The 25,266-nt window shown below is 73.1% G+C and carries 22 protein-coding genes; 18 read left to right on the plus strand and 4 right to left on the minus strand.

Annotated features, from left to right (window positions below; genetic code table 11):
• Positions 1 to 147: 147 nt before the first annotated feature.
• From ACZ6CZ_RS03620 to ACZ6CZ_RS03630, 3 genes are all read left to right on the plus strand, one after another.
• Positions 148 to 711: an SAV_6107 family HEPN domain-containing protein gene (locus ACZ6CZ_RS03620; RefSeq protein WP_469014060.1), complete on the plus strand. Its 564-nt coding sequence runs from the start codon at positions 148 to 150 to the stop codon at positions 709 to 711.
• A 202-nt stretch (positions 712 to 913) separates the two neighbouring features.
• Positions 914 to 1,684, plus strand: a complete 771-nt coding sequence (locus ACZ6CZ_RS03625; RefSeq protein WP_469014062.1) for a methyltransferase — start codon at positions 914 to 916, stop codon at positions 1,682 to 1,684.
• Between the two features lie 300 nt (positions 1,685 to 1,984).
• On the plus strand, positions 1,985 to 2,374 hold the full coding sequence (locus ACZ6CZ_RS03630; protein WP_469014064.1) for a DUF3040 domain-containing protein: 390 nt from the start codon (positions 1,985 to 1,987) through the stop codon (positions 2,372 to 2,374).
• Positions 2,375 to 2,506: 132 nt separating this feature from the next.
• Here the strand turns inward: ACZ6CZ_RS03630 and ACZ6CZ_RS03635 are convergent, their stop codons facing one another.
• The 4 genes from ACZ6CZ_RS03635 to ACZ6CZ_RS03650 form a co-directional block, all read right to left on the minus strand.
• Positions 2,507 to 4,888, minus strand: coding sequence for a transglutaminase TgpA family protein (locus tag ACZ6CZ_RS03635; protein ID WP_469014065.1), 2,382 nt, complete (start codon positions 4,886 to 4,888; stop codon positions 2,507 to 2,509).
• Complete coding sequence (locus tag ACZ6CZ_RS03640) at positions 4,885 to 6,246, minus strand: DUF58 domain-containing protein (protein ID WP_469014067.1); 1,362 nt, start codon at positions 6,244 to 6,246, stop codon at positions 4,885 to 4,887. Before ACZ6CZ_RS03640 ends, ACZ6CZ_RS03635 begins: the two co-directional genes overlap by 4 nt.
• On the minus strand, positions 6,246 to 7,280 hold the full coding sequence (locus tag ACZ6CZ_RS03645; RefSeq protein ID WP_469014070.1) for an AAA family ATPase: 1,035 nt from the start codon (positions 7,278 to 7,280) through the stop codon (positions 6,246 to 6,248). Before ACZ6CZ_RS03645 ends, ACZ6CZ_RS03640 begins: the two co-directional genes overlap by 1 nt.
• Before the next feature lie 262 nt (positions 7,281 to 7,542).
• Positions 7,543 to 8,091 (minus strand): beta-class carbonic anhydrase, encoded by a 549-nt coding sequence (locus ACZ6CZ_RS03650; protein WP_469014071.1) that lies wholly within the window; start codon positions 8,089 to 8,091, stop codon positions 7,543 to 7,545.
• A 422-nt stretch (positions 8,092 to 8,513) separates the two neighbouring features.
• Between ACZ6CZ_RS03650 and rsmH the strand changes: the two genes are divergently transcribed.
• The 15 genes from rsmH (at position 8,514) to ACZ6CZ_RS03725 (ending at position 25,225) form a co-directional block, all read left to right on the plus strand.
• Positions 8,514 to 9,482, plus strand: coding sequence for a 16S rRNA (cytosine(1402)-N(4))-methyltransferase RsmH (gene rsmH / locus ACZ6CZ_RS03655; protein ID WP_469014073.1), 969 nt, complete (start codon positions 8,514 to 8,516; stop codon positions 9,480 to 9,482).
• 29 nt (positions 9,483 to 9,511) lie between these two features.
• Positions 9,512 to 10,126, plus strand: coding sequence for a cell division protein FtsL (gene ftsL, locus ACZ6CZ_RS03660; protein ID WP_469014074.1), 615 nt, complete (start codon positions 9,512 to 9,514; stop codon positions 10,124 to 10,126).
• 5 nt (positions 10,127 to 10,131) lie between these two features.
• Positions 10,132 to 12,102 (plus strand): peptidoglycan D,D-transpeptidase FtsI family protein, encoded by a 1,971-nt coding sequence (locus tag ACZ6CZ_RS03665; protein WP_469014076.1) that lies wholly within the window; start codon positions 10,132 to 10,134, stop codon positions 12,100 to 12,102.
• Between the two features lie 53 nt (positions 12,103 to 12,155).
• On the plus strand, positions 12,156 to 13,811 hold the full coding sequence (locus ACZ6CZ_RS03670) for a UDP-N-acetylmuramoyl-L-alanyl-D-glutamate--2,6-diaminopimelate ligase (protein ID WP_469014077.1): 1,656 nt from the start codon (positions 12,156 to 12,158) through the stop codon (positions 13,809 to 13,811).
• 4 nt (positions 13,812 to 13,815) lie between these two features.
• Positions 13,816 to 15,231, plus strand: a complete 1,416-nt coding sequence (locus ACZ6CZ_RS03675) for a UDP-N-acetylmuramoyl-tripeptide--D-alanyl-D-alanine ligase (protein WP_469014078.1) — start codon at positions 13,816 to 13,818, stop codon at positions 15,229 to 15,231.
• On the plus strand, positions 15,231 to 16,301 hold the full coding sequence (gene mraY, locus ACZ6CZ_RS03680; RefSeq protein WP_469014380.1) for a phospho-N-acetylmuramoyl-pentapeptide-transferase: 1,071 nt from the start codon (positions 15,231 to 15,233) through the stop codon (positions 16,299 to 16,301). Before ACZ6CZ_RS03675 ends, mraY begins: the two co-directional genes overlap by 1 nt.
• Positions 16,283 to 17,737, plus strand: coding sequence for a UDP-N-acetylmuramoyl-L-alanine--D-glutamate ligase (gene murD / locus ACZ6CZ_RS03685; RefSeq protein WP_469014080.1), 1,455 nt, complete (start codon positions 16,283 to 16,285; stop codon positions 17,735 to 17,737). Before mraY ends, murD begins: the two co-directional genes overlap by 19 nt.
• An 86-nt stretch (positions 17,738 to 17,823) precedes the next feature.
• Positions 17,824 to 19,197: a putative lipid II flippase FtsW gene (gene ftsW, locus ACZ6CZ_RS03690; RefSeq protein ID WP_469014081.1), complete on the plus strand. Its 1,374-nt coding sequence runs from the start codon at positions 17,824 to 17,826 to the stop codon at positions 19,195 to 19,197.
• 6 nt (positions 19,198 to 19,203) lie between these two features.
• Entirely contained in the window at positions 19,204 to 20,295 is a 1,092-nt protein-coding gene (murG, locus tag ACZ6CZ_RS03695; RefSeq protein WP_469014083.1) for an undecaprenyldiphospho-muramoylpentapeptide beta-N-acetylglucosaminyltransferase, read from the plus strand.
• Between the two features lie 67 nt (positions 20,296 to 20,362).
• The gene (locus ACZ6CZ_RS03700; protein ID WP_469014085.1) at positions 20,363 to 21,157 is read left to right on the plus strand and encodes a cell division protein FtsQ/DivIB; all 795 of its coding nucleotides are present in this window, start codon (positions 20,363 to 20,365) and stop codon (positions 21,155 to 21,157) included.
• 278 nt (positions 21,158 to 21,435) lie between these two features.
• Complete coding sequence (gene ftsZ, locus ACZ6CZ_RS03705; RefSeq protein ID WP_469014086.1) at positions 21,436 to 22,650, plus strand: cell division protein FtsZ; 1,215 nt, start codon at positions 21,436 to 21,438, stop codon at positions 22,648 to 22,650.
• Positions 22,651 to 22,660: 10 nt separating this feature from the next.
• Positions 22,661 to 23,398, plus strand: a complete 738-nt coding sequence (pgeF, locus tag ACZ6CZ_RS03710) for a peptidoglycan editing factor PgeF (protein ID WP_469014088.1) — start codon at positions 22,661 to 22,663, stop codon at positions 23,396 to 23,398.
• The gene (locus ACZ6CZ_RS03715; RefSeq protein WP_469014090.1) at positions 23,395 to 24,114 is read left to right on the plus strand and encodes a YggS family pyridoxal phosphate-dependent enzyme; all 720 of its coding nucleotides are present in this window, start codon (positions 23,395 to 23,397) and stop codon (positions 24,112 to 24,114) included. The genes pgeF and ACZ6CZ_RS03715 overlap by 4 nt, the downstream gene beginning before the upstream one ends.
• Positions 24,115 to 24,242: 128 nt before the next feature.
• Positions 24,243 to 24,884, plus strand: coding sequence for a cell division protein SepF (locus ACZ6CZ_RS03720; protein WP_469014092.1), 642 nt, complete (start codon positions 24,243 to 24,245; stop codon positions 24,882 to 24,884).
• Between the two features lie 50 nt (positions 24,885 to 24,934).
• Positions 24,935 to 25,225 (plus strand): YggT family protein, encoded by a 291-nt coding sequence (locus tag ACZ6CZ_RS03725; RefSeq protein WP_469014094.1) that lies wholly within the window; start codon positions 24,935 to 24,937, stop codon positions 25,223 to 25,225.
• Positions 25,226 to 25,266 lie beyond the last annotated feature (41 nt).

The following is a 25,266-nucleotide window of genomic DNA, read 5'->3' on the forward strand; positions in this document are numbered from 1 at the left end:
TGACTGGTCAGTGCAAAAACTAACCCGAACCTACGATCGAGGCAAAAGCCCAGGTCAGAACGGATTGTCAGTGCCATACCTCACGATGGGTCACATACGGCACCTCATAGCAGGGCGTGCCGTCACCCAGACGACAGGAGGTTCGTCATGGCCAACTCGTCCGCAGCCGCCGCCCGTCGGCGTCGCGCCGCCGGCCCTGCCCCCTCACTGACCGGCCCGGCGAGCGACGTGCACCCCGTGCTGCGCCGGGCCACGGCCCCGCCCGCCGCCCTCGATCTGCTCGCCCAGGCCCGTGCCGGGCTCGACGAGGCCGCCGTCCTCGAGACGCCCAACGAGCGCTACGCGACGGCTCATCTCGCCGCCCTGCGCACCGCCGCCGCCGTGCTCGCCGCCCGGGGCCGCCCCGAACCCCCGTCCCGGCGCCGGGCCCGCATCCGCAGCGCCTGGGAGGTGCTGCCCGAGATAGCACCCGAACTCACCGAGTGGAGCGCGCTGTTCGCCTCCGGCGCCCAGCGCCGCGCCCGGGCCGAGGCGGGCATCCGGGGCGCGGCGAGCCGCCGGGACGCCGACGACCTGATACGGGACGTGGCGATGTTCGTCCGGCTCGTCGAGCGGATGCTCGTCCTGCAGCCCGTGCTGCCCCAGCCGCGCCAGGACGCCGACGAGCCGGACGCGCCCCGCGCCCGCGGCGACCTCCCGGACGCCGGCTGACCCGGGCCGCGGCCCGTGCCGGGCGAGCCGCGCACGGCCGGGCACCGCCGCGGTGATCGGAGCCTGCCCGGGGCCGGGCACCGGCGCGGTGACCAGCGGGGCGGCCCGGGCGAGCGGCGGCGAACGAAGGCGTGGGGGAGGCGGCGAAGGCAATAGGGTGGGAAACGCCGAAGCCCTACGCGCTCCCGAGGAGTCAACTGCCGTGTCGGACCCGACGCGCCCCCGCGCCTCTCTCCGTACCGCCGTGGTCTGGGAGGTCCTCCGGGACGCCCTCGACCGCCGGGTCAAGGCCACGGGTCGCGACTCGCTGGACGTGCTCGACACGGGCGGCGGCAGCGGCAACTTCGCCGTGCCCGTCGCCCGCCTCGGTCACCGCGTCACCGTCGTCGACCCCAGCCCGAACGCCCTGTTCGCCCTGGAGCGCCGGGCCGCCGAGGCCGGTGTCGCCGACCGCGTCAAGGGCGTCCAGGGCGACGCCCACGGCCTCTTCGACGTGGTCGGGCGCGGCGGCTACGACGCCGTGCTGTGCCACGGCGTCCTGGAGTACGTCGACGACCCCGCGGAGGGCGTGCGCAACGTGGTGGCGGCACTGCGCGGCGACGGCGTCCTCAGCCTGCTCGCCGCCGGCCTCGGCGGCGCCGTGCTCGCCCGCGCCCTGGCCGGCCACTTCAAGGAGGCCAAGCAGGCCCTTGAGGACCCCAGCGGCCGCTGGGGCGCGGGCGACCCGGTGCCCCGCCGCTTCACCGCCGAGCAGCTCACCGCGCTCGTCGAGGGCGCCGGACTGCGGGTCGGCGCCGTGCACGGCGTGCGGGTCTTCGCCGACCTGGTGCCCGGGGTGCTGGTGGACACCGAGCCCGGGGCCCTGGACGCCCTGCTGAAGCTGGAGGCCGCGGCGGCCGAGCTGCCCGCCTTCCACTCCGTCGCCACCCAGCTGCACGTGCTCGCCGAGAGCCGGGGCGGCGCCGCGGCCTGAGCCGGCCGGCGGGTCCCGGACCGGGCCCGGCCCCGACCGGACCGGCCGGGGGACGGGACGGGGGAAGGGGCGTACGCCACAGGCCCCCCGATCGAAGGGTTTGCGCCGTATGATCGAGGGAGACCGCCCGGCATGACGGGTCGGCCACCGGGGAATGGACACCCCAGTGAGCCGGGCCGGCCATGGCGGCTCGCGGTCGGCCGATTGGCGCAGAGGGGCGGGTTTCACGGGGGCGATTCCCTGCCTATCCTGAAGGGACCCCCCGGGTCGCCCCGGCGACTGCACGATGAGGAGGACTCCGTGCCGCTCTCGGAGCACGAGCAGCGCATGCTCGAGCAGATGGAGCGAGCGCTGTACGCCGAAGATCCCAAGTTCGCGTCGGCGCTCGAGGGAAGCGGGCTGCGTACGTACACCCGGCGGCGGGTCTACCAGGCGGTCGCAGGCTTCCTCGTGGGTATCGCGCTCCTCATGGCCGGAATGGTCGCGCAGCAGATCTGGATCAGCGTCGTCGGCTTCCTGGTCATGCTGGGCTGTGCCGTGCTCGCCGTCACCGGCTGGCGCAAGGCCCCCAAGCCGGGCGAGCAGCCCGCGGCGGGCCCGCACACCCCGCGTCAGCTGCGGCCGAAGCGCTCCATGATGGACCGCATCGAGCAGCGCTGGCAGCGCCGCCGGGACGAACAGGGCCACTGACCCGCGGCACCGGGAACTCCACAGACCGCGAGAACTCCGTGAGGGGTGACCACCGGACGGTGGTCACCCCTCACGCATGTCCGCCGCGGCTCCCGCGCCCCGGGCCGGCCGCCACCGGGCGGACGGCCGGGCTCAGCCCCGCTGCCCGGACGGCCCGCGCAGCGTCGGGCGGGCCGTCGCCAGCCGGGTCCGCAGGGCCGACCAGCGCGCGGACGCCGCCCACAGCACCCGCACGATCGACCGCGGGGCGAACTCCGCCCGCAGCCGCCTCCGGCCGCTCACCGCACCGCCGAGGGCGGCGATCACCCGGCGCGCGTCCTGGGCCGGGGCCGCCGCCGGACGCGGCGCCGGCGCGTACAGCACCTGCTCCACCGCGTCCGCGACCCGGTGCACCGCCGCCGTCGCCTCCGCGTCGAGGTGCCCGAGCCGGGCGATCCGCGCGGCCGCCTTGCGCGGGGTGCGCGACTCGTCCGGCACGATGCCGAAGTCCCACGCGGTGTCGGTCAGCTCCGCCCAGACCGCCAGCGCGTGCGCCGCCGCGCCCGCGTCGGTACGGGCGTGCGCCCCCAGCCGCCGGGCCCGCAGCCGGGTGCGCCACAGCAGCGGCGACAGCAGGAGCGCCGCCAGGGCCGGCCCGGCCAGCACCGCGAGCACCGTCCCCACCCGGTCCCAGGTCAGCCGGTCGTCGTCGCCGTGGTGCGCCGCCGCGGCGGACGGGCTGCCACAGGCCTGGACGTCGCGCTGCCCGTCCGCGCAGCTCTCGCTCGGCGAAGCCGACGCCGAGGGCGCCGAGGACGCGGCCTTGGAGGGCAGCGCCTGCTCGGGCAGGGAGGTGCCGGGCGTCTGCGACCGCGTGTACGACGGCGTCGTGCCCCGGGTCGGGGTCGGCTCGAAACGGGTCCAGCCCACCCCCTCGAAGTACAGCTCCGGCCAGGCGTGCGCGTCCTTCAGGTTCACCGCCACCGTGCCGTCGGCCTGCGGGGAACCCGGCGCGAAGCCCACCGCCACCCGGGCCGGGATGCCCAGCGTGCGGGCCATCGCGGCCATCGCGAAGGAGAAGTGGACGCAGAAGCCCTCCTTCTTCTCCAGGAAGTTCGCTATGGCGTTGCGGCCGTGGCCGACCTCCACCCGGGTGTCGTACTGGAACCCGCCGCTCACCGCGAACCAGTCCTGGAGCCGGACCGCCTCCTCGTAGTGGCTCGTCGCGCCGTCGGTGACCTCGCGGGCCGTGCGCGCCACCACGTCCGGCAGCGAGGACGGCACTTCGGTGTACTCCCGCCGCAGGGCCGCGCCCGGCTCCGGCGCCGCGTCCAGCTGCCGGGCCGTCGGCCGCACGTCCAGGCTGGTCACCTGGTAGGTCTGGCCGCGCGTGGTCTGGCCGTGGTCGCCGACGAGCGTCATGCCGACCGGTTCGTAGCGCCAGCGGCCGTCGACGGCGACCTTGCTCGGCGGGTACGGCATCGGCAGCCAGTCCTGCGCGTACCAGTCGGCCGCCGAGACCGTCGTGCGCACCGTGCCCCGCCTGACGTCCGGGCCGAGTCCCACGGGCGTGGGCAGCTCGTCCGGCACGGCCACGATGTGGCGCTGGGACGGCTTCCAGGTGGTGCCGTCGAAGTCGTCCAGGGAGACGATGCGCAGGTACAGGTCGGAGATGTCGTCCGTGTTGGTCCGCAGGGTCAGCACCTGGCGGTCGTCGTCCGCGTTCAGGCTGTCGCGCAGCGACACCAGCGGGTTGACCGCGGAGATCGTGCCGCCCCGGCCGGAGCCCGGGCCCACCCCGGTGCCGGCCCCGTCCAGCAGACCGCCCCGCATGACGGGCAGTGGCAGCAGCGCGGCGACGCACAGCGCCACCGCGCCGATCCGGCGCCCGGTGCGCAGCCGGGGCGCGGCCGCGTCGGGATCGCCCGGCGAGCGGGCGGCGCCGGGGAAGACCCGGCCCCACTGCGCGAGCCGGTCGCGGCCCTCGACCAGCAGCAGGAGCAGGTAGCCCGCCGCCGCGACCATGAACCACAGCCAGTCGGAACCGCCGTCGTGCAGCCCGGCGGCGACCGAGTACAGCGCGAGCAGCGGCAGCCCGGCCGGGGCCGCGTTGCGGAAGGTCACCGCGAGGGCGTCCACGCACAGCCCGATCAGCAGGACGCCGCCGACCAGCATCAGCTCGATGCCGTCGGTGACCGGCGCCGGTATCGCGTACCGGCTGACGTCGTCCGAGCCCTGCTGGAGCAGGTCACCGAAGTGCCGGAACGCCTCCGGGCCCGGGATCAGCCCGAACAGCGCCTGCTGCCGGGCGAAGGTCAGGGTCAGCATGGAGAGGGAGACCAGTGCCTGCGCCGCCACCGTCACCGGCCGGGCCAGCGGCACCCGCCGGGTCGCCGCGCCGACGCCGGTCTGCACCGCCACCAGCACGATCGCCTTCAGCAGCCAGGTGGGCCCGTCCACCAGGGGCAGCAGGGAGCAGGAGGCCATCAGGGTGGCCGCCGCGGCACACAGGGCGAGTCGGGCCCGGCCGCTCATCGACGGCCCTCCCCGCTCAGGGCGGCCAGGCCCGTACGGTCCCGGTCCGCCTGCCGCCACACGTCGTCCAGCGAGGCGCCGCGCGGCACGCCGACGGCCGTCCAGCCCGCCTCGCGCAGCATCCGCAGCCGCTCCTGGTGCCGGTCGCCCGGGCCGGGCACGTCGGTGGGCTCGCGGCCCCAGGTGCCGGGGTCGAGCACGAAGGCGACCGCGCCGGAGCTGCGCCGGCGCATCCGGGCGACGTCCGCGGCCTGTTCCTCGTCGAGGTCCCCGAGGAAGGCCACCAGCACCCCCTCGTTGCCGGCGCGCAGCACGTCGTAGGCCCGGGACAGCCCCGAGCCGTCGGAGTGGTCGATCACCGCGAGGGTGTCGAGCATCAGCCCCGCCGCGTCCGCGCTCTCCTGCCCGCCGCCCGCGAAGCCGTCCGCGCCCTCCCCGGGCACCGAGCTGCCGGTGTCCGTCAGCAGCCGTGCGGAGAAGCCCCGTTCGAGCATGTGCACCAGTACGGAGGCGGCGCCGGAGACGGCCCACTCGAAGGCCGACTCGGGGCCGGCGCCCTCGTAGGCGATGCCCCGGGTGTCGAGCAGCACCGTGCAGCGGGCGCGCTGCGGCTGCTCCTCGCGGCGCACCATCAGCTCGCCGTAGCGCGCGGTGGAGCGCCAGTGCACCCGGCGCAGGTCGTCGCCGTAGCGGTAACCGCGCGGGATCACGTCGTCCTCGCCCGCGAGGGCCAGGGAGCGCTGCCGCCCGTCGCCGTAGCCCCGGGCCTCGCCGCTGAGCCGGACCGGCGTCAGCGCCGCCACGCGCGGGACGACGGTCAGGGTGTCGTACGCCGAGAAGGAGCGGGTCAGCTCGCACAGGCCGAACGAGTCGCTCAGGCGCAGCTGGAGCGGGCCCAGCGGGTAGCGGCCGCGCAGGTCGGAGCGGACCCGGTAGGACACCTCGCGGCGGCCGCCCGGCTCCATCCGGTCGAGCACGAACCGCGGGCGCGGGCCCAGGACGTAGGGCACCCGGTCCTGGAGCATCAGCACGCCGGTGGGCAGCCGGGAGACGTTCTCCATCCGCAGGTGGACGCGGGACTCGCTGCCGGCGGGCACCCGCGAGGGGGTCAGCCGGCGGTGGCCGGACACCCGGTAGCGGGTGCGGTAGAGCACGCCCGCGCAGATCAGCGGCAGCAGCGCCAGCAGCAGCCCGACCCGCAGCAGCTCGTCCTGGCCCAGTACCCAGGCGCAGACCGCGGCCGCGATCCCGGCCGCCAGGAAGGACCGCCCGCGGGTGGTCAGCCCCGCCAGCGCGGTCCGCACGCCGCCCCGCTCGCCCCGGCCGGCCTCCGCCTGCGCCGTCCCCCCGGCGCTCATCACAGCCTCCGGGGCGGCTGCTGACCGAACGGACCGGTGCCCCGGCCGAGCCCGAAGCCGGCCTGCTGCGGGCCCGTGGGCAGCGGGGTGTGCTGGAGGATCTCCAGTACGACCTGCTCCGCCGTGCGCCGGTTCAGCTGGGCCTGCGCGGTGGGCAGCAGCCGGTGCGCGAGGACGGCGACGGCGAGGGCCTGCACGTCGTCCGGCAGCGCGTACTCCCGGCCGCTGAGGGCCGCGGACGCCTTCGCCGCGCGCAGCAGGTGCAGGGTCGCGCGCGGGGAGGCGCCGAGTCTGAGGTCGGGGTGGACGCGGGTGGCGGCGACCAGGTCGACCGCGTACCGCCGGACGGAGTCGGCGACGTGCACCCCGCGCACGGCGTCGATCAGCTTCACGATCTCGTGCGCGTGCGCCACCGGCTGGAGGTCCTCCAGCGGGGAGATCCCGCCGTGCACGTCCAGCATGCGCAACTCGGCGTCCGCGCTGGGGTAGCCGACCGAGACGCGGGCCATGAAGCGGTCGCGCTGGGCCTCGGGCAGCGGGTAGGTGCCCTCCATCTCGACCGGGTTCTGGGTGGCCACCACCATGAAGGGGCTGGGCAGTTCGTAGGTCTGCCCGTCGATGGTGACCTGCCGCTCCTCCATCGACTCCAGCAGCGCGGACTGCGTCTTGGGCGAGGCGCGGTTGATCTCGTCGCCGATCACGATCTGCGCGAAGATGGCGCCCGGCTTGAACTCGAAGTCCCGGCGCTGCTGGTCCCAGATGGACACCCCGGTGATGTCCGAGGGCAGCAGGTCGGGCGTGAACTGGATCCGCCGCACCGAGCAGTCGATCGACCGCGCCAGCGCCTTGGCCAGCATCGTCTTGCCGACACCCGGGACGTCCTCGATCAGGAGGTGTCCCTCGGCGAGCAGCACGGTCAGCGAAAGCCGTACGACCTCGGGCTTGCCCTCGATCACACCCTCCACCGAACTGCGGACACGCTCCACGGTGGCGGTCAGATCACTGAGGCTCGCCCGATCGTCATAGGTCGTCACCCGGCCCTCCTCGGCCCGTTCTTGCCCGGGCCGGCGCTCTGCGATGCGAACCGGCCCAACCCCGAAACACGGACACCACGCGGAAAGGTTCCCCGTGGTGTCCCTACCCCCGCATTCTTGCTGCCGTTACCGATTCGTGTCACTCGCCTGTGGACAACTGCCCGTGCGATGCCGGTCTTACGTCCTTTTCGACGACCGTTTTCGACGGCCGATGACGGATTCCGGCCGTCCGGCAAGGTTTCGCGGCGGGCGGCGCGGCCGGTCAGGCCGGGTCGATCTCCCGCAGCAGGCCCGTGCGGACGTCGAAGACGAAGCCGCGCACGTCGTCGGTGTGCGGCAGGAACGGCGAGGTGCGCACCCGCCGCAGGGACTGGCGCACGTCCTGGTCGACGTCCGTGAAGGACTCCACCGCCCACGCCGGACGCTGGCCGACCTCCCGCTCCAGCTCGGTGCGGAAGTCCTCGGTGAGGGACTCCAGGCCGCAGCCGGTGTGGTGGATGAGCACCACGCTGCGGGTGCCCAGCTTGTGCTGGCTGATGGACAGGGAGCGGATCACGTCGTCGGTGACCACACCCCCGGCGTTGCGGACGGTGTGGCAGTCGCCCAGCTCCAGGCCGAGCGCCGCGTGCAGGTCGAGCCGCGCGTCCATGCACGCCACCACGGCGACCCGCAGGACGGGCCGGGCGTCCATGCCGGGGTCGGTGAAGGCGGCGGCGTAGCCCCGGTTGGCGGCCACGAGGCGGTCCGTCACGGTGCCACCGCCGGGTGTGGCGCCCCCGGAGCCGGGGGGAACTGCCGCGGAAGTCGTCATGGCCCCGACGTTACTGGTCACCCGGGTCCCAGCCCGGTGGGAGAGGGGACAAAGAACGTCATCGTGGCGTGTTGTGAGCTAACCCACACGGAGGGCAAAGTGGGGCCGGGCGGGTGATTCCCGCCGAATTGCGGCCTCCGGCAGGATGCGGTACGCGACGCGCAGGCCGGTTGATTGACCGGGCGACACCGTGGACTAAAGTGACGCGAAGCGGGAGGCGAAGCCCCTTCCCGCTGGTGACATCCCCGGAGACCCCGGCACGCGCCCGGTCCGTCTCCCCACGTGCGCGGCGCGTACGTACGGCTCGGCCTCCTCCCGCTCCCGGTCGGCTGACGCTTCCGGCGCCGGCCGGCCTCCCCTTCCGCGAGCGGGCGGGGACCCGGCGGTGCGTACGGGCCCCGCGCCGGACCTGAGAGGCCGCCTTGAGCCAGAGTCGACACGTCCCGGTGATGCTCCAGCGGTGCCTGGATCTGCTGGCACCCGCGCTGGAGCGGCCGGGATCGGTGGTCGTCGACTGCACCCTCGGCCTCGGCGGGCACAGCGAGGCACTGCTGGAGCGCTTCCCCGGGGCGCGGCTGATCGGCCTCGACCGCGATCCGGAGGCGCTGCGGCTGTCCGCCGAGCGGCTGGCGCCCCACGGGGACCGGGCCACCCTCGTGCACGCCGTCTACGACGAACTGCCCGAGGTGCTCGACCGGCTCGGCGTCCCGCGCGTGCAGGGCGTCCTGTTCGACCTCGGCGTCTCCTCCATGCAGCTCGACGAGGCCGACCGCGGCTTCGCCTACGCCCAGGACGCCCCCCTGGACATGCGGATGGACCAGACGGCCGGCATCAGCGCCGCCGAGGTCCTCAACACCTACCCGGCCGGTGAACTCGTCCGCGTCCTGCGTGCCTACGGCGAGGAGAAGCAGGCCAAGCGGATCGTCTCCGCGATCGTCCGGGAACGCGACAAGGAGCCGTTCAGCAGCAGCGCGCGGCTCGTCGAACTCATCCGGGACGCACTGCCGCAGGCCGTCAAGCGCACCGGCGGCAACCCGGCCAAGCGCACCTTCCAGGCGCTGCGCATCGAGGTCAACGGCGAACTGTCCGTCCTGGAACGGGCGATCCCGGCCGCGGTGAAGGCGCTCGACGTCGGCGGACGCATCGCCGTGCTGTCGTACCACTCGCTCGAGGACCGGCTGGTGAAGCAGGTGTTCGCGGCCGGCGCCGCCACCACCGCGCCGCCCGGGCTGCCCGTCGTACCGGAGCGCTACCAGCCCCGGCTCAAGCTCCTCACGCGCGGTGCCGAACTTCCCACGGAGGAAGAGATCGCCGAGAACCGCCGGGCCGCTCCGGCGCGACTGCGCGGGGCCCAGCGCATCAGGGAGGACGTCGGTGAGGGGCGTGAGTGAGTTGGGGAACCGGACTCACCGGAGGGCGAGTGAGTAGGAAACCCGAACTGAAAGGGAGGGGCGCCCGGCTGGCGCGGCTCCTGCCGGCCGGGCCGGGACAGGCGGCCCGGGCCCCGTTCGTGCTCCTGGTCGTCCTGCTCCTCGGGGGCGGCCTCATCGGGCTGCTGGTGCTGAACTCGGCACTCAGCGAGGGCTCGTTCAAACTCGACGACCTGCAGAAACGGACCAAGAGCCTGACCGACGAGGAACAGGCCCTCCAGCGGGACATCGACGGCTACTCCTCGCCCGACGCCCTCCAGCGCCGCGCCCGCGCCCTGGGCATGGTCCCCGGCGGTGACCCGGCCTTCCTCGGCCCCGACGGCACCGTCAAGGGCGTCCCCAGCCCCGCCGCCACCGACCCGGCCGCGGCCCTCACCGCCGCCCCGTCCCCCGCCCCCTCGACGCCGCCCCCGGCGGCCGCACCCGCCGGCACCCCGGCCGGGGCCGCCGCTCCGGTCGACGTGATCGAGCCGACCGACCTGCCCGAGCTGCCCGACCCGGCCGCCCCGGCCGGGGTGAGCGACCTGGCCCCGACCGAGACGGCCCAGGTGGCCCAGCCGCCGGCCGCCCTCCAGCCCCCGACGACCCCGACCCCCGGCAGGTGACGGAAGTGTCCGACAGGGAACCACCGCGCCGCCGCGTGCCCGGCCCCGCCAAGCCGCCCCGCCCCCGCGCCGCCGTCCGGCGGCAGCCCGCGCCCGGCCCCCGCCCGGCCCGCCGCCCGGGCGCACCCCGATCCCGGGCCCCCATGCACCGCCCGCTGCGGCTCGGCAGCCCCCGGCCGCGGCTGCGCCTGGTCGGCCTGGCGCTGACCCTGGTGCTGCTGGCCTTCGTGGTCCGGCTGCTCCAGGTCCAGGCCGTCGACGCGAGCGCGTACGCCGCGAAGGCCGAGCAGAACCGGTACGTCGTGCACACCGTGGCCGCCGACCGCGGCGGCATCACCGACCGCAACGGAGTCGCCCTCGCCATCAGCGAGGACGCCTACGACATCACGGCCGACCCCACGATGTTCACCCGCAAGCAGCTCAAGGTCGACAACGGCCCCGAGCAGGCCGCCGCGCTCCTCGCCCCGATCCTGGGCCAGGACCAGGCCGCCCTCGTCCGGAAGCTGCGGCCCGAGAACAAGGACTCCCGCTACGCCCGGCTCGCCGCCCGGCAGACGCCGCAGGTCTGGAAGCAGATCAAGGACCTGAAGAGCGCGCTCGCCAAGAAGTCGGCGGCGGACCCCGCCACCGCCAACGTCCTCGCCGGTGTCTTCGCCGACCCCAGCAGCCAGCGCGTGTACCCCAACGGGGAGCTGGCCGCCGGGATACTGGGCTGGGTCAACGCCGACGGCCAGGGCGGCGGCGGCATCGAGCAGCAGCTGAACAAGCAGCTGACCGGCAAGGACGGCAAGGTCCGCTACGCCCAGTCCGGCGGCCGTGAGGTGCCCACCGCCGGCTCCACCGAGACCCCGGCCGTCCCCGGCGCGGACGTGGAACTCACCATCGACCGCGACATCCAGTGGGCCGCGCAGAACGCGATCACCGAGCAGGTCCGCAAGTCCAAGGCGGACCGCGGGTACGTCATCGTCCAGGACACCCGCACCGGCGAGATCCTGGCCATGGCCGACTCGCCCGGCTTCGACCCCAACGACCTGTCCAAGGCGGACGCCGCCGCGATGGGCAACGCGGCGCTCCAGGACGCCTACGAGCCCGGCTCCACCGCCAAGGTCATGTCGATGGCCGCGGTGCTGGAGGAGAACGCCGCCACCCCGCTCACCCACGTCGTCGTACCCAACCGGCTGCACCGCGGCGACCGGCTCTTCCAGGACGACGTCGACCACGCCACCTGGTACCTGACCCTCAACGGCGTGCTCGCCAAGTCCAGCAACATCGGCACCATCCTGGCCGCCGGGCAGCTGGGCAAGACCCAGCCGCAGGCCAACCAGGTCCTCTACACGTACCTGCGCAAGTTCGGCATCGGCAGCTACACCGGCCTCGGCTTCCCCGGCGAGACCAAGGGCATCCTGGCGCCCCCCGGGAAGTGGTCCACCTCGCAGCAGTTCACGATTCCTTTCGGCCAGGGCTTCTCGATCAACGCCATGCAGGCCGCCTCCGTGTACTCGACCATCGCCAACGGCGGAGTCCGCGTCGAACCGACCCTGGTGCGCGGCACCAAGGGCGCGGACGGCCGCTTCGCGCCGGTCGCGAAGGCCAGGAAAACCCGGGTGGTCAGCGCGAAGACCGCCAAGGCCCTCGCCCAGATGCTGGAGTCGGTCGTCGACGACGAGGAGGGCACCGGCATCAAGGCCCGGATTCCCGGGTACCGGGTGGCGGGCAAGACCGGTACGGCCAACCGTGTGGATCCGGCCACCGGCAGGTACCGCGGCTACACCTCGTCGTTCGCCGGATTCGCCCCGGCGGACAACCCGCGCGTCACCGTCTACTGCGCGATCCAGAACGCCACCGCGGGCAGCTACTTCGGCGGCCAGATCTGCGGTCCCATCTACAAGCAGGTGATGGAGTTCGCCCTCAAGACCCTCCAGGTCCCGCCGACCGGGGCCGGCGCCGCGAACCTTCCCGTGAACTACCGGCCCTGACCGGCGCGGCAGCACCGCCGAAGCACCTCGCCAAGACCACCAGGAACTCGCTCGTGACGACGATCACCCCCGACCCCGGCAACCGCGGCACCCCCGCCCCCTCGCTTCGCTCCCAAGCGGGTGCGCCCGGTACGCTCACCGCCGTGCCACACGCTGATCAGTCCCAAACCACCCAGAAGGGCGCTTCCGTGACCCATCCGGGACCGCCGCGACCGGCCCAGGTCTCCGCCACACCCCTCGCGGTACTCGCCGGTCAGCTGGGTACCGCCGCGCCGGAGCGGGCCGCCGCCGTCACGGGCATCACCCATGACTCGCGCGCCGTCCGCCCCGGCGACCTGTACGCCGCGCTGCCGGGCGCCCGGCTGCACGGCGCCGACTTCGCCACCCAGGCCGCCGGACTCGGCGCGGTCGCCGTGCTCACCGACCCCGCGGGCGCCGAGCGCGCGGCCGCGGCCGGCCTGCCGGTCCTGGTCGTGGACGACCCGCGCGCGCGGATGGGCGAACTGGCGGCCACCGTCTACGGCCGTCCCGGCCGCGATCTGCTCCAGATCGGCATCACCGGCACCTCCGGCAAGACCACCACCGCCTACCTCGTCGAGGGCGGCCTGCGGACCGCGCGCAGCACGGGCCTGATCGGCACCGTGGAGATGCGCATCGGCGACGAGCGCATCAAGTCCGAGCGCACCACCCCCGAGGCCACCGACCTCCAGGCGCTGTTCGCCGTCATGCGCGAACGCGGCGTCGAGGCGGTCGCCATGGAGGTCTCCAGCCACGCCCTGGTGCTCGGCCGGGTCGACGGCTGCGTCTTCGACGTCGCCGTCTTCACCAACCTCAGCCCGGAGCACATGGAGTTCCACTCCGGCATGGAGGACTACTTCCGGGCCAAGGCGCAGCTGTTCACACCGGAGCGCAGCAGGCTCGGCGTCGTCAACGCCGACGACGAGTACGGCCGCCGGCTCGTCCGGGAGGCGGGCGTCCCGGTCGTCACCTTCTCCGCCGAGGGCCACCCGGACGCCGACTGGCGGGCCGAGGACGTCCAGATCGGGCCGCTGGACTCGACGTTCACCGTGGTCGGCCCCGGGGGGCAGCGGATCGCCGCCCGGTCGCCGCTGCCCGGCCCCTTCAACGTCGCCAACACCCTCGCCGCCGTCGTCGCCCTCGCCGCCGCCGGCCTCGACCCGCAGACGGCCGCCGACGGCGTCGCCGCCGTACCGGGCGTGCCGGGCCGGCTGGAGCGGGTGGACGCCGGGCAGCCGTACCTCGCCGTCGTGGACTACGCCCACAAGACGGACGCGGTCGAGTCGGTGCTCAGGGCGCTGCGCAAGGTCACCAAGGGCCGGCTGCACGTCGTCCTCGGCTGCGGCGGCGACCGGGACGTCACCAAGCGCGCGCCGATGGGCGCCGCCGTGGCACGGCTGGCCGACACCGCCGTCCTCACCTCCGACAACCCCCGGTCCGAGGACCCCCTCGCCATCCTGGCGGCCATGCTCCAGGGCGCGGCCGGTGTACCCGCGCACGAGCGCGGCGAGGTGCTCCTGTTCGAGGACCGGGCCGCCGCGATCGCCGCCGCCGTGGGCCGCGCGCGGCCCGGGGACACCGTGCTGGTCGCCGGCAAGGGCCACGAGCAGGGCCAGGACATCGCCGGAGTGGTCCGTCCCTTCGACGACCGCCAGGTGCTCCGCGAAGCTATCCAGAACACCCAGGGATGAATTTGTGATCGCCCTCTCCCTCGCCGAGATCGCAGCAGTCGTCGGCGGGCAGACGCACGACATACCGGATCCGTCCGTCGAGGTCACGGGGCCGGTCGTCCGGGACTCCCGGGACGTCGGGCCGGGCAGCCTCTTCGTCGCCTTCGTCGGCGAGCGCGTCGACGGCCACGACTTCGCGCGCGCGGTCGTCGCGGCCGGCGCGGCCGCGGTGCTGGCCTCCCGGCCGGTCGGCGTGCCCGCGATCGTCGTGGACGACGTCCAGGCCGCCCTCGGCGCCCTCGCCCGGCACGTCGTACAACGGCTCGGCGCGACCCTCGTGGCCCTCACCGGCTCCGCGGGCAAGACCAGCACCAAGGACCTCATCGCCCAGGTGCTGTCCCGCAAGGCGCCCACCGTCTTCACGCCCGGCTCGCTGAACAACGAGATCGGGCTGCCGCTGACCGCCCTGTCCGCGACCGCCGAGACCCGTTTCCTGGTCCTGGAGATGGGCGCCCGCGGCATCGGCCACATCCGCTACCTCACCGGCCTCACTCCGCCGCGGATCGGCCTGGTGCTCAACGTCGGCACCGCGCACATCGGGGAGTTCGGCGGCCGCGAGCAGATCGCCCAGGCCAAGGGCGAACTCGTGGAGGCGCTGCCGCCGGCCGCGGACGGCGGCGTCGCCGTCCTCAACGCCGACGATCCGCTGGTGCGGGCCATGGCCTCCCGTACCCAGGCGAAGGTGCTCCTTTTCGGAGAGTCGGCCGAAGCGGACGTACGCGCCGAGAACGTACGACTCACGGACACCGGACAGCCCGCCTTCAGACTTCACACACCCTCCGGTGCAAGTGATGTGACCATGCGCCTGTACGGTGAGCACCACGTGTCGAACGCGCTCGCCGCGGCCGCCGTCGCCCATGAGCTGGGCATGTCCGCGGAAGAGATCGCCACCGCGCTCTGCGAGGCGGGCTCCCTCTCCCGCTGGCGGATGGAGGTCACCGAGCGCCCGGACGGCGTGACCATCGTCAACGACGCCTACAACGCCAACCCCGAGTCCATGCGGGCCGCCCTCCGGGCGCTCGCGGCCATGGGCCAGGGGCGGCGCACGTGGGCGGTGCTCGGCAAGATGGCCGAGCTGGGGGACGAGGCGCTCGCCGAGCACGACGCGGTCGGACGGCTCGCCGTCCGGCTCAACGTCAGCAAGCTCGTCGCGGTCGGGGGGATCGAAGCCTCCTGGCTGCAACTGGGCGCATATAACGAGGGTTCGTGGGGTGAGGAGTCGGTGCACGTGTCCGACGCACAGGCGGCGGTCGACCTGTTGCGCAGCGAGTTGCGCCCAGGGGACGTCGTGCTCGTGAAGGCGTCCCGTTCGGTGGGGCTGGAGAGCGTTGCCCAGGCGCTGCTCGAGACCGGTGCCGAGGGTGAGGTCGCCGCCCGATGATGAAGCAGATCCTGTTCTCGGGAGTCATCGGTCTGTTCCTGACGCTGGTCGGCACCCCGCTGCTGATCAAGCTGCTGGCCCGCAAGGGATACGGCCAGTACATCCGGGACGACGGCCCGCGCGAGCACGCCAGCAAGCGCGGTACGCCCACCATGGGCGGTATCGCCTTCATCCTGGCGACGATCGCGGCGTACTTCCTGAGCAAGCTCATCACCGGCTTCCCCCCGACCTACTCCGGCCTGCTGGTGCTCGGTCTGATGGCGGGCATGGGCCTGGTCGGCTTCCTCGACGACTACATCAAGATCGTCAAGCGGCGCTCGCTGGGCCTGCGGGCCAAGGCGAAGATGGCCGGCCAGCTGACCGTGGGCATCGCCTTCGCGGTGCTGTCGCTGATGTTCTCCGACGCCCGCGGCAACACCCCGGCGTCCACGAAGCTGTCGTTCATCACGGACTTCGGCTGGTCGATCGGCCCGGTGCTGTTCGTCGTCTGGGCGCTGTTCATGATCCTGGCGATGTCGAACGGCGTGAACCTGACGGACGGCCTGGACGGCCTGGCCACCGGCGCCTCCGTGCTGGTCTTCGGCGCCTACACCTTCATCGGCGTCTGGCAGTTCCAGGAGTCCTGCGCCAACGCCACCACCCTGACCAACCCGGGCGCCTGCTACGAGGTGCGCGACCCGCTGGACCTCGCGGTCATCGCCTCGGCGCTGATGGGCGCCTGCCTGGGCTTCCTGTGGTGGAACACCTCGCCCGCCAAGATCTTCATGGGCGACACCGGTTCGCTCGCCCTGGGCGGCGTCCTGACCGGCCTGGCCATCCTCTCCCGCACGGAGCTGCTGGTGGCCATCATGGGCGGCCTGTTCGTCCTCATCACCATGTCGGTGGTGATCCAGGTCGGCTCCTTCCGGCTCACCGGCAGGCGCGTCTTCCGGATGGCGCCCCTGCAGCACCACTTCGAACTCAAGGGCTGGTCCGAGGTCCTGGTGGTGGTCCGTTTCTGGATCATCCAGGGCATCTGTGTGATCGTCGGACTGGGCCTCTTCTACGCGGGATGGGCAGCGGACAAGTGACCTCCTCGGTGCCGGGCGGAGCCGGCGAACTTGAGGGCCGGCGCGTCACCGTCGCCGGGCTCGGCGTCTCCGGCGTCCCGGCGGCCCGGGCCCTGCACGCGCGCGGGGCGCTCGTCACGGTCGTCAACGACGGCGACGACGCACGCGCGCGGGAGCAGGCCGCCGGCCTGGAGGCGCTCGGCGTCACCGTCCGCCTCGGCGCCGGCGCCGCCGACACCCTGCCCGAGGGCACCGAACTGATCGTCACCGCCCCCGGCTGGAAGCCGGACAAGCCGCTGTTCACGGCGGCGGCCGAGGCGGGCGTGCCCATCTGGGGCGACGTCGAACTGGCCTGGCGGCTGCGCGGCCCGGACGCCGCCCCCTGGCTGGCGGTCACCGGCACCAACGGCAAGACCACCACCGTCCAGATGCTCGCCGCCATCCTGAAGGCGGCGGGCCTGCGCACCGCGGCCGTCGGCAACATCGGCGTCTCGCTGCTGGACGCCGTGCTCGGCGACGAGCCGTACGACGTCCTCGCCGTGGAGCTGTCCAGCTACCAGCTGCACTGGGCGCCCTCGCTGCGCGCCCACTCCGCCGTCGTGCTCAACCTGGCCCCCGACCACCTCGACTGGCACGGCTCCATGGCCGCCTACGCCGCCGACAAGGGCCGCGTCTACGAGGGCAACCGGGTCGCCTGCGTCTACAACGTGGCGGACCCGCTCACCGAGGAGCTGGTGCGCGAGGCGGACGTCGAGGAGGGCTGCCGGGCCGTCGGCTTCACCCTGGGTCCGCCCGCGCCCTCCCAACTCGGCGTGGTGGAGGGCATCCTGGTCGACCGCGCCTTCGTGCCGGACCGGCACAAGAACGCCCAGGAGCTGGCCGAGGTCACCGACGTCCGGCCGTCCGCCCCGCACAACATCGCCAACGCCCTTGCCGCCGCCGCCCTCGCGCGCGCCTTCGGGGTGCCCGCCACGGCCGTACGGGACGGGCTGCGGGCGTTCACCCCGGACGCCCACCGCATCGCGCACGTGGCCGACGTGGACGGCGTGGCCTACGTCGACGACTCCAAGGCGACCAACACCCATGCCGCGGAAGCCTCTTTGGCGGCATATGAACCGATCGTATGGATTGCGGGCGGTCTGGCGAAGGGCGCCGACTTCGACGAACTGGTCGCCCGGTCCGCGAAGCGGCTGCGCGGCGTGGTGCTGATCGGCGCCGATCGCGCGCTGATCCGCGAGGCCCTGGCGCGACACGCCCCGGAGGTACCCGTCGTCGACGTCGACCGGACCGACACTGGGGCGATGCTCCAGGCGGTGACCCAGGCGCGGCGGCTCGCACGGCCCGGTGACACGGTGCTGCTGGCCCCGGCCTGCGCCTCCATGGACATGTTCACCAACTACAACCAGCGCGGTGACGCGTTCGCGGACGCGGTCCGCGGACTCGGCGCGGGCGCCTGACGACGGGTTCCGGCCACTTCCGGGTGCCTCGGGACCCTTGGAGGGACGGGTGACTCGGATGTGGCTCAGGTCGGGAGGAACCGGTGATGTCCGGTAGCCGTACAGGTCGTCCTCCCATCCAGCGGGCCGCCCGGCGGCCCGCCGCGCCCCGCCCGCCGCGCGAGAACCCTGTGCAGCGGCTCGTCCGGCGGCTGCGCAAGGCCTGGGACCGACCGCTGACCGCCTACTACCTGATCCTCGGCGGCAGCGCGCTGATCACCGTGCTGGGCCTGGTGATGGTCTACTCGGCCTCCCAGATCACCGCGCTGCAACTGTCGCTGCCCGGGTCCTACTTCTTCCGCAAGCAGGCCCTGGCCGCGCTCATCGGCGGCGCCCTGCTGCTCGCCGCCTCCCGGATGCCGGTGCGCCTGCACCGCGCGCTGGCCTACCCGATCCTCGCCGGTGCCGTCTTCCTCATGGTCCTGGTGCAGGTGCCGGGGATAGGGATGGCGGTCAACGGCAACCAGAACTGGATCTCCCTGGGCGGCTCCTTCCAGATCCAGCCCAGCGAGTTCGGCAAGCTCGCCCTGGTGCTGTGGGGCGCGGACCTGATCGCCCGCAAACAGGACCGCAAGCTGCTGACCCAGTGGAAGCACATGCTGGTGCCGCTGGTGCCGGTCACCTTCCTGCTGCTCGGGCTGATCATGCTCGGCGGCGACATGGGCACCGCGATCATCCTCACCGCGATCCTGTTCGGCCTGCTGTGGCTCGCGGGAGCGCCGACCCGGCTGTTCGTCGGCGTGCTGTCGGTCGCCGCCGCGATCGGCGTGCTCCTGATCAAGACCAGCCCCAACCGGATGGCCCGGCTGGCCTGCATCGGCGCGACCGAGCCCAAGTCCGGCGTCGCCGACTGCTGGCAGGCCGTGCACGGCATCTACGCCCTGGCCTCCGGCGGACTCTTCGGTTCCGGACTCGGTGCGAGCGTGGAGAAATGGGGCCAACTCCCCGAGGCGCACACCGACTTCATCTTCGCCGTGACCGGTGAGGAACTGGGCCTGGCGGGGACACTGTCGGTGCTCGCCCTGTTCGCGGCTCTAGGCTATGCGGGTATCCGCGTGGCCGGACGCACGGAGGACCCCTTCGTGAGGTACGCCGCGGGAGGCGTGACCACCTGGATCACCGCGCAGGCGGTGATCAACATCGGTGCGGTGCTCGGTCTGCTGCCGATCGCCGGTGTCCCGCTCCCGCTGTTCTCCTACGGAGGGTCCGCCCTGCTGCCGACCATGTTCGCCATCGGGCTGCTGATCGCCTTCGCGCGCGACGAGCCCGCTGCGCGGGCGGCGCTCGCGATGCGGCAACCTCGCTTTGGTAGAAAGCGGGCGGGAGGCTCCGGCGCCGAGCGGGTCTCCGACCGGGGATCACGGAGATGGAACACGATGCGACGGCGTGCCTCGGCGGCGCGCACGTCCGGAGAGCGGTGAATTTCGGTGCATGTCGTACTCGCCGGCGGGGGGACCGCCGGCCACATCGAGCCCGCGCTCGCCCTCGCGGACGCCCTGCGCAGGCAGGACCCGACCGTGGGGATCACGGCCCTGGGCACGGAACGCGGCCTGGAGACCAGGCTGGTCCCGGAGCGCGGCTACGAGCTGGCGCTGATCCCGGCCGTGCCGCTGCCGCGCAAGCCCACCCCTGAACTGATCACCGTGCCGGGCCGGCTGCGCGGCACCATCAAGGCCGCCGAGCAGATCCTGGAGCGCACCAAGGCGGACGCCGTGGTCGGGTTCGGCGGTTACGTCGCCCTGCCCGGCTACCTGGCCGCCAAGCGCCTCGGGGTGCCCATCGTGATCCACGAGGCCAACGCCCGCCCCGGCCTGGCCAACAAGATCGGCTCCCGGTACGCCGCCCAGGTCGCCGTCTCCACGCCCGACAGCAAGCTGCGCGGGGCGCGGTACATCGGCATCCCGCTGCGCCGCTCCATCGCCACCCTGGACCGGGCCGCCGTCCGCCCGGAGGCTCGCGCCGCCTTCGGGCTCGACCCCAACCTGCCCACGCTGCTGGTCACCGGCGGCTCGCAGGGCGCCCGCCGGCTGAACGAGGTCGTCCAGCAGGTCGCGCCCTGGCTCCAGCAGGCCGGCATCCAGATCCTGCACGCGGTCGGCCCGAAGAACGAACTGCCGCGGGTGCAGCAGATGCCGGGGATGCCCCCCTACATCCCGGTAAGTTATCTGGACCGGATGGACCTCGCGTACGCGGCGGCCGACATGATGCTCTGCCGCGCGGGCGCGATGACCGTCGCCGAACTCTCCGCCGTCGGGCTCCCGGCCGCCTACGTCCCGCTGCCCATCGGCAACGGCGAACAGCGGCTCAACGCCCAGCCGGTGGTCAAGGCCGGCGGCGGACTCCTCGTGGACGACGCGGAACTGACGCCCGAGTGGGTCCAGCAGAACGTGCTGCCCGTGCTGGCCGATCCGCACCGGCTGTACGAGATGTCCCGCTCGGCGAGCGAGTTCGGCCGCCGGGACGCCGACGACCTGCTCGTCGGCATGGTGTACGAGGCGATCGCCTCGAACCGTCGCTGAGGCATGGGCGGGTGGGCCGCAGGGGCCGAGGCCCCTCGGGCGCACCCGGCCCGGAGAGGGAGTGAGCGTGGCCGGACCGACGACCGCCGAGCGCGGTGAACGCCGGCAGGAGTCGTCCGGCCCGCCGCCCGCGAGCCGCTGGCGCAACCCCCGCTTCCGCACGACCGTCCTCCTCGCGGCGCTCGTGGTCCTGCTCGCCGCCGGTGCCGGCTGGCTGCTGTACGGCTCCTCCTGGCTGCGCACGGAGCGCGTCGCGGTCTCCGGCACCCGCGTGCTGAACCCCGCCGAGGTCCGCCGCGCCGCCGCCGTACCGGTCGGCTCGCCGCTGGTCTCCGTCGACACGGACGCCATCGCGGCCCGGCTGCGCCGGAGGCTGCCGCGCATCGACACGGTGGCCGTCGTCCGCTCCTGGCCGCACGGGATCGCGCTGAACGTGACCGAGCGCACCCCGGTCCTGCTCGTGCGCACGGGCGGGCGGTTCACCGAAGTCGACGACGACGGCGTCCGGTTCGCCACGGTCTCGCGGGCGCCCGAGGACGTCCCGACGCTGGAGATGGCCCCCGCCCGGTCCGGTCCGGCCGCGGCCAGCCTGCGCCGCTTCGGCACCCGGCGGCTGGTGCGCGAGGCGGTGCGGGTGGCCGGTGACCTGCCGGGCGCGGTCTCCCGGGGCACCGCCACCGTCAAGGTGCGCTCCTACGACGACATCACGCTGGAGTTGGGCGACGGGCGCACGGTCGCGTGGGGCAGCGGCGAGGACGGCCGCGCCAAGGCACGGACCCTCACCGCACTCATGAAAGCAGCTCCGCGCGCGCGTTACTTCGATGTGAGTGTCCCCACCGCCCCTGCGTCAGCGGGGAGTTGACGCACATCAGCGCAGGCCAGCACCCTGGTTGGGCACTGCTACGGCTGATCACATAGGGTGAAAAGAAAAATGGGAGGTTCGGCGTGTTCGTTGAACGGGCGCCACGTGTCGACTTAGTGTCCTGTTCAGAAGACTCCAGGGAACAGACACACTGGTAACCCTAAACTTCAGGCTTAGGGTTCGGGTCGGCGTTCGGACCGTCCCATTCGGCATCAGTCGGCGCAGTGCGGGGAACCGCGCGGCGGCGGCAACGTAATTCGAGGCGAGAGGCCTTCGACGTGGCAGCACCGCAGAACTACCTCGCAGTCATCAAGGTCATCGGTGTCGGCGGCGGTGGTGTCAATGCCATCAACCGGATGATCGAGGTCGGTCTCAAGGGCGTCGAGTTCATCGCCATCAACACCGACGCACAGGCGCTGTTGATGAGCGACGCCGACGTCAAGCTGGACGTCGGCCGTGAACTCACCCGCGGACTCGGCGCCGGAGCCAACCCGGCCGTCGGCCGCAAGGCCGCCGAGGACCACCGCGAGGAGATCGAGGAGGTCCTCAAGGGGGCCGACATGGTCTTCGTGACGGCCGGCGAGGGCGGCGGCACCGGCACCGGCGGCGCGCCCGTCGTGGCGAACATCGCCCGCAACCTCGGCGCCCTCACCATCGGCGTGGTCACCCGCCCCTTCACCTTCGAGGGCCGGCGCCGCGCCAACCAGGCCGAGGACGGCATCGCGGAACTCCGCGAAGAGGTCGACACCCTCATCGTCATCCCCAACGACCGGCTGCTGTCCATCTCGGACCGCCAGGTCTCCGTCCTCGACGCGTTCAAGTCGGCGGACCAGGTCCTGCTCTCCGGTGTCCAGGGCATCACCGACCTCATCACCACGCCCGGCCTGATCAACCTCGACTTCGCCGACGTCAAGTCGGTCATGTCCGAGGCCGGTTCGGCCCTCATGGGCATCGGCTCGGCCCGCGGCGACGACCGCGCGGTGGCCGCGGCCGAGATGGCGATCTCCTCCCCGCTGCTGGAGGCGTCCATCGACGGCGCCCGGGGCGTCCTGCTCTCCATCTCCGGCGGCTCCGACCTCGGCCTGTTCGAGATCAACGAGGCCGCCCAGCTGGTCAGCGAGGCCGCGCACCCCGAGGCCAACATCATCTTCGGCGCCGTCATCGACGACGCCCTCGGCGACGAGGTCCGGGTCACCGTGATCGCGGCCGGCTTCGACGGCGGCCAGCCGCCGGCCCGCCGGGACAACGTCCTCGGCTCGGCGTCCTCGTCCTCCGCGTCGGCCTCGCCCGTCCGCCGCGAGGAGCCGGCCCCGGTACGGCAGCCCGAGAGCCGCCCGTCCTTCGGCTCGCTCGGCAGCGTGACCCCGAAGGAGGAGCCGGAGCCGGCGCCCGAGCCGGTCGCCGAGATCCCGGTCGCCCCGCCGGTGCCGCCGTCGCGCAGCTACTCGGACAGCGCGGCCGAGGAACTGGACGTACCGGACTTCCTCAAGTGATCCTTCCGACGTGACATCAGAGCGCGACAACGTCGACGGCGCGCACTTCGCCTTCACCGACCGGTGGGGCGGGGTGAGCGCCGTTCCGTACGAGGAGCTGAACCTCGGCGGTGCGGTCGGCGACGACCCGGCCGCCGTACGCACCAACCGTGAACTGGCCGCCCGCTCACTGGGTCTCGACCCGGACCGGGTGGTCTGGATGCGGCAGGTGCACGGGCCGGAGGTGGCCGTGGTGGACGGTCCCTGGGGCGAGCGGCCGGTGCCGGAGGTGGACGCGGTCGTCACCGCCCGCCGCGGACTCGCCCTCGCCGTCCTGACCGCCGACTGCGTGCCGGTGCTGCTCGCCGACCCCGTCGCCGGGGTCGCCGCCGCCGCCCACGCGGGCCGGCCCGGCATGGTCGCCGGGGTCGTCCCCGCCGCCGTACGGGCCATGGTGGAACTCGGCGCCGAGCCGGGCCGGATCGTCGCCCGCACCGGACCGGCCGTCTGCGGCCGGTGCTACGAGGTGCCGGAGGCGATGCGCGCCGAGGTGGCCGCGGCCGAACCGGCGGCGCACGCCGTCACCGGCTGGGGCACCCCGGCGGTCGACGTGCGCGCCGGGGTGCACGCGCAGCTGGAGCGGCTCGGGGTGTGCGACCGGGCGCAGTCGCCGGTGTGCACGCTGGAGTCCAAGGACCACTTCTCCTACCGCCGTGACCGCACGACCGGGCGGCTGGCGAGCTACGTATGGCTGGACGATCGGGCATGACGGACCGTGAGAGCGAACTCGCCGCGAACCTGGCGGCGGTGGAGGCGCGCATCGCCGCGGCGTGCGCGGCCGCCGGGCGGGGGCGCGAGGAGGTGACCCTGATCGTGGTCACCAAGACCTACCCCGCGAGCGACGTGCGGACCCTGAGCGGACTCGGCGTGCGCCACGTCGCCGAGAACCGCGACCAGGACGCGGCGCCGAAGGCCGCCGCCTGCGCGGATCTGCCTCTGGCCTGGCACTTCGTGGGCCAGTTGCAGACCAACAAGGTCCGTTCCGTGGTGGGGTACGCGGACGTCGTGCAGTCCGTCGACCGGGCCCGGCTCGTCACGGCGCTGTCGAAGGAGGCGGTGCGGGCCGGGCGCGAGGTGAGCTGCCTGGTCCAGGTCGCGCTGGACGCGGACGCGGGCGGCCGCGGCGAGCGCGGTGGCGTCGCGCCCGGCGGGATCGGGGAGTTGGCCGACCTGGTGGCCGCCTCGCCGGGACTGCGGCTGGGCGGACTGATGACCGTCGCACCGCTGAGCGGGGAGTACGCGGGACGCGAACAGGCGGCGTTCGAGCGGCTCATGGATTTGTCGACCGACCTGCGCCGGGCCCATCCTGCTGCAACCATGGTGTCCGCGGGGATGAGTGCGGACCTCGAGCAGGCCGTGGCCGCCGGAGCGACACATGTACGCGTCGGCACTGCGGTACTCGGAGTCCGCCCCAGGCTCGGGTAACGTCGCCAGGAAGTCGGACCACAGCAGAAAATATGGTCAATGCCGCAGCAGGCGGGCAGAACGACCTCGTGGATCGCGGGCACTTGGCAGTCGTCAGCCGATCCACCACAGAGCGGAGGACTCAGAGAATGGCCGGCGCGATGCGCAAGATGGCGGTCTACCTCGGCCTCGTGGAGGACGATGGGTACGACGGCCGCGGGTTCGACCCCGACGACGATTTCGAGCCCGAACTGGACCCGGAGCCCGAGCGGGACCACCGACGACACGAGTCGTCGCACCAGTCGCTCGGGATGCATCAGTCCCAAAGGGACGAATCGGTACGAGTGGTGCAGCCATCGGCACCGCGCGACCCGGTTCCCCACGTCGTTTCGCCCGCCGCGGATTCGGGGCGCCCGGCGCGGATCGCGCCCGTGGCGTCCATCACACAAGAACGTCAGTCCCTGGAGAAGAACGCACCGGTGATCATGCCCAAGGTCGTGTCGGAACGAGAGCCGTACCGGATCACCACGCTGCACCCCCGGACGTACAACGAGGCCCGTACCATCGGGGAACACTTCCGCGAGGGCACCCCGGTGATCATGAATCTGACTGAGATGGACGACACAGACGCGAAGCGACTTGTCGACTTTGCGGCCGGTTTGGTGTTTGGTCTTCATGGCAGCATCGAGCGGGTGACGCAGAAGGTGTTTCTGTTGTCGCCTGCTAACGTCGATGTCACGGCGGAGGACAAGGCCCGCATCGCAGAAGGCGGGTTCTTCAACCAGAGCTGAGACGTACGACCGGACCAGGCACGGAAACAGGGGAGAGGGAAGCGCAAGCCATGAGCGTGTTCGCGCAGGTGATCTACATCGCGCTGATGGTGTTCCTGATCGTCCTCATCTTCCGGCTGGTCATGGACTACGTGTTCCAGTTCGCCCGCTCGTGGCAACCCGGCAAGGCGATGGTGGTCGTCCTGGAGGCCACCTACACTGTCACCGATCCACCGCTGAAGCTTCTGCGGCGGTTCATCCCGCCGCTGCGTCTCGGGGGCGTGGCGCTCGACCTGTCCTTCTTCGTACTGATGATCATCGTCTACATCCTCATCGCCATCGTGCGGAACTTCGTGGGGTGACTGTGGACGATACGGTCTTGCCGACTGCCGATGACTACGTT

Source organism: Streptomyces sp. NPDC041135, assembly GCF_055592085.1.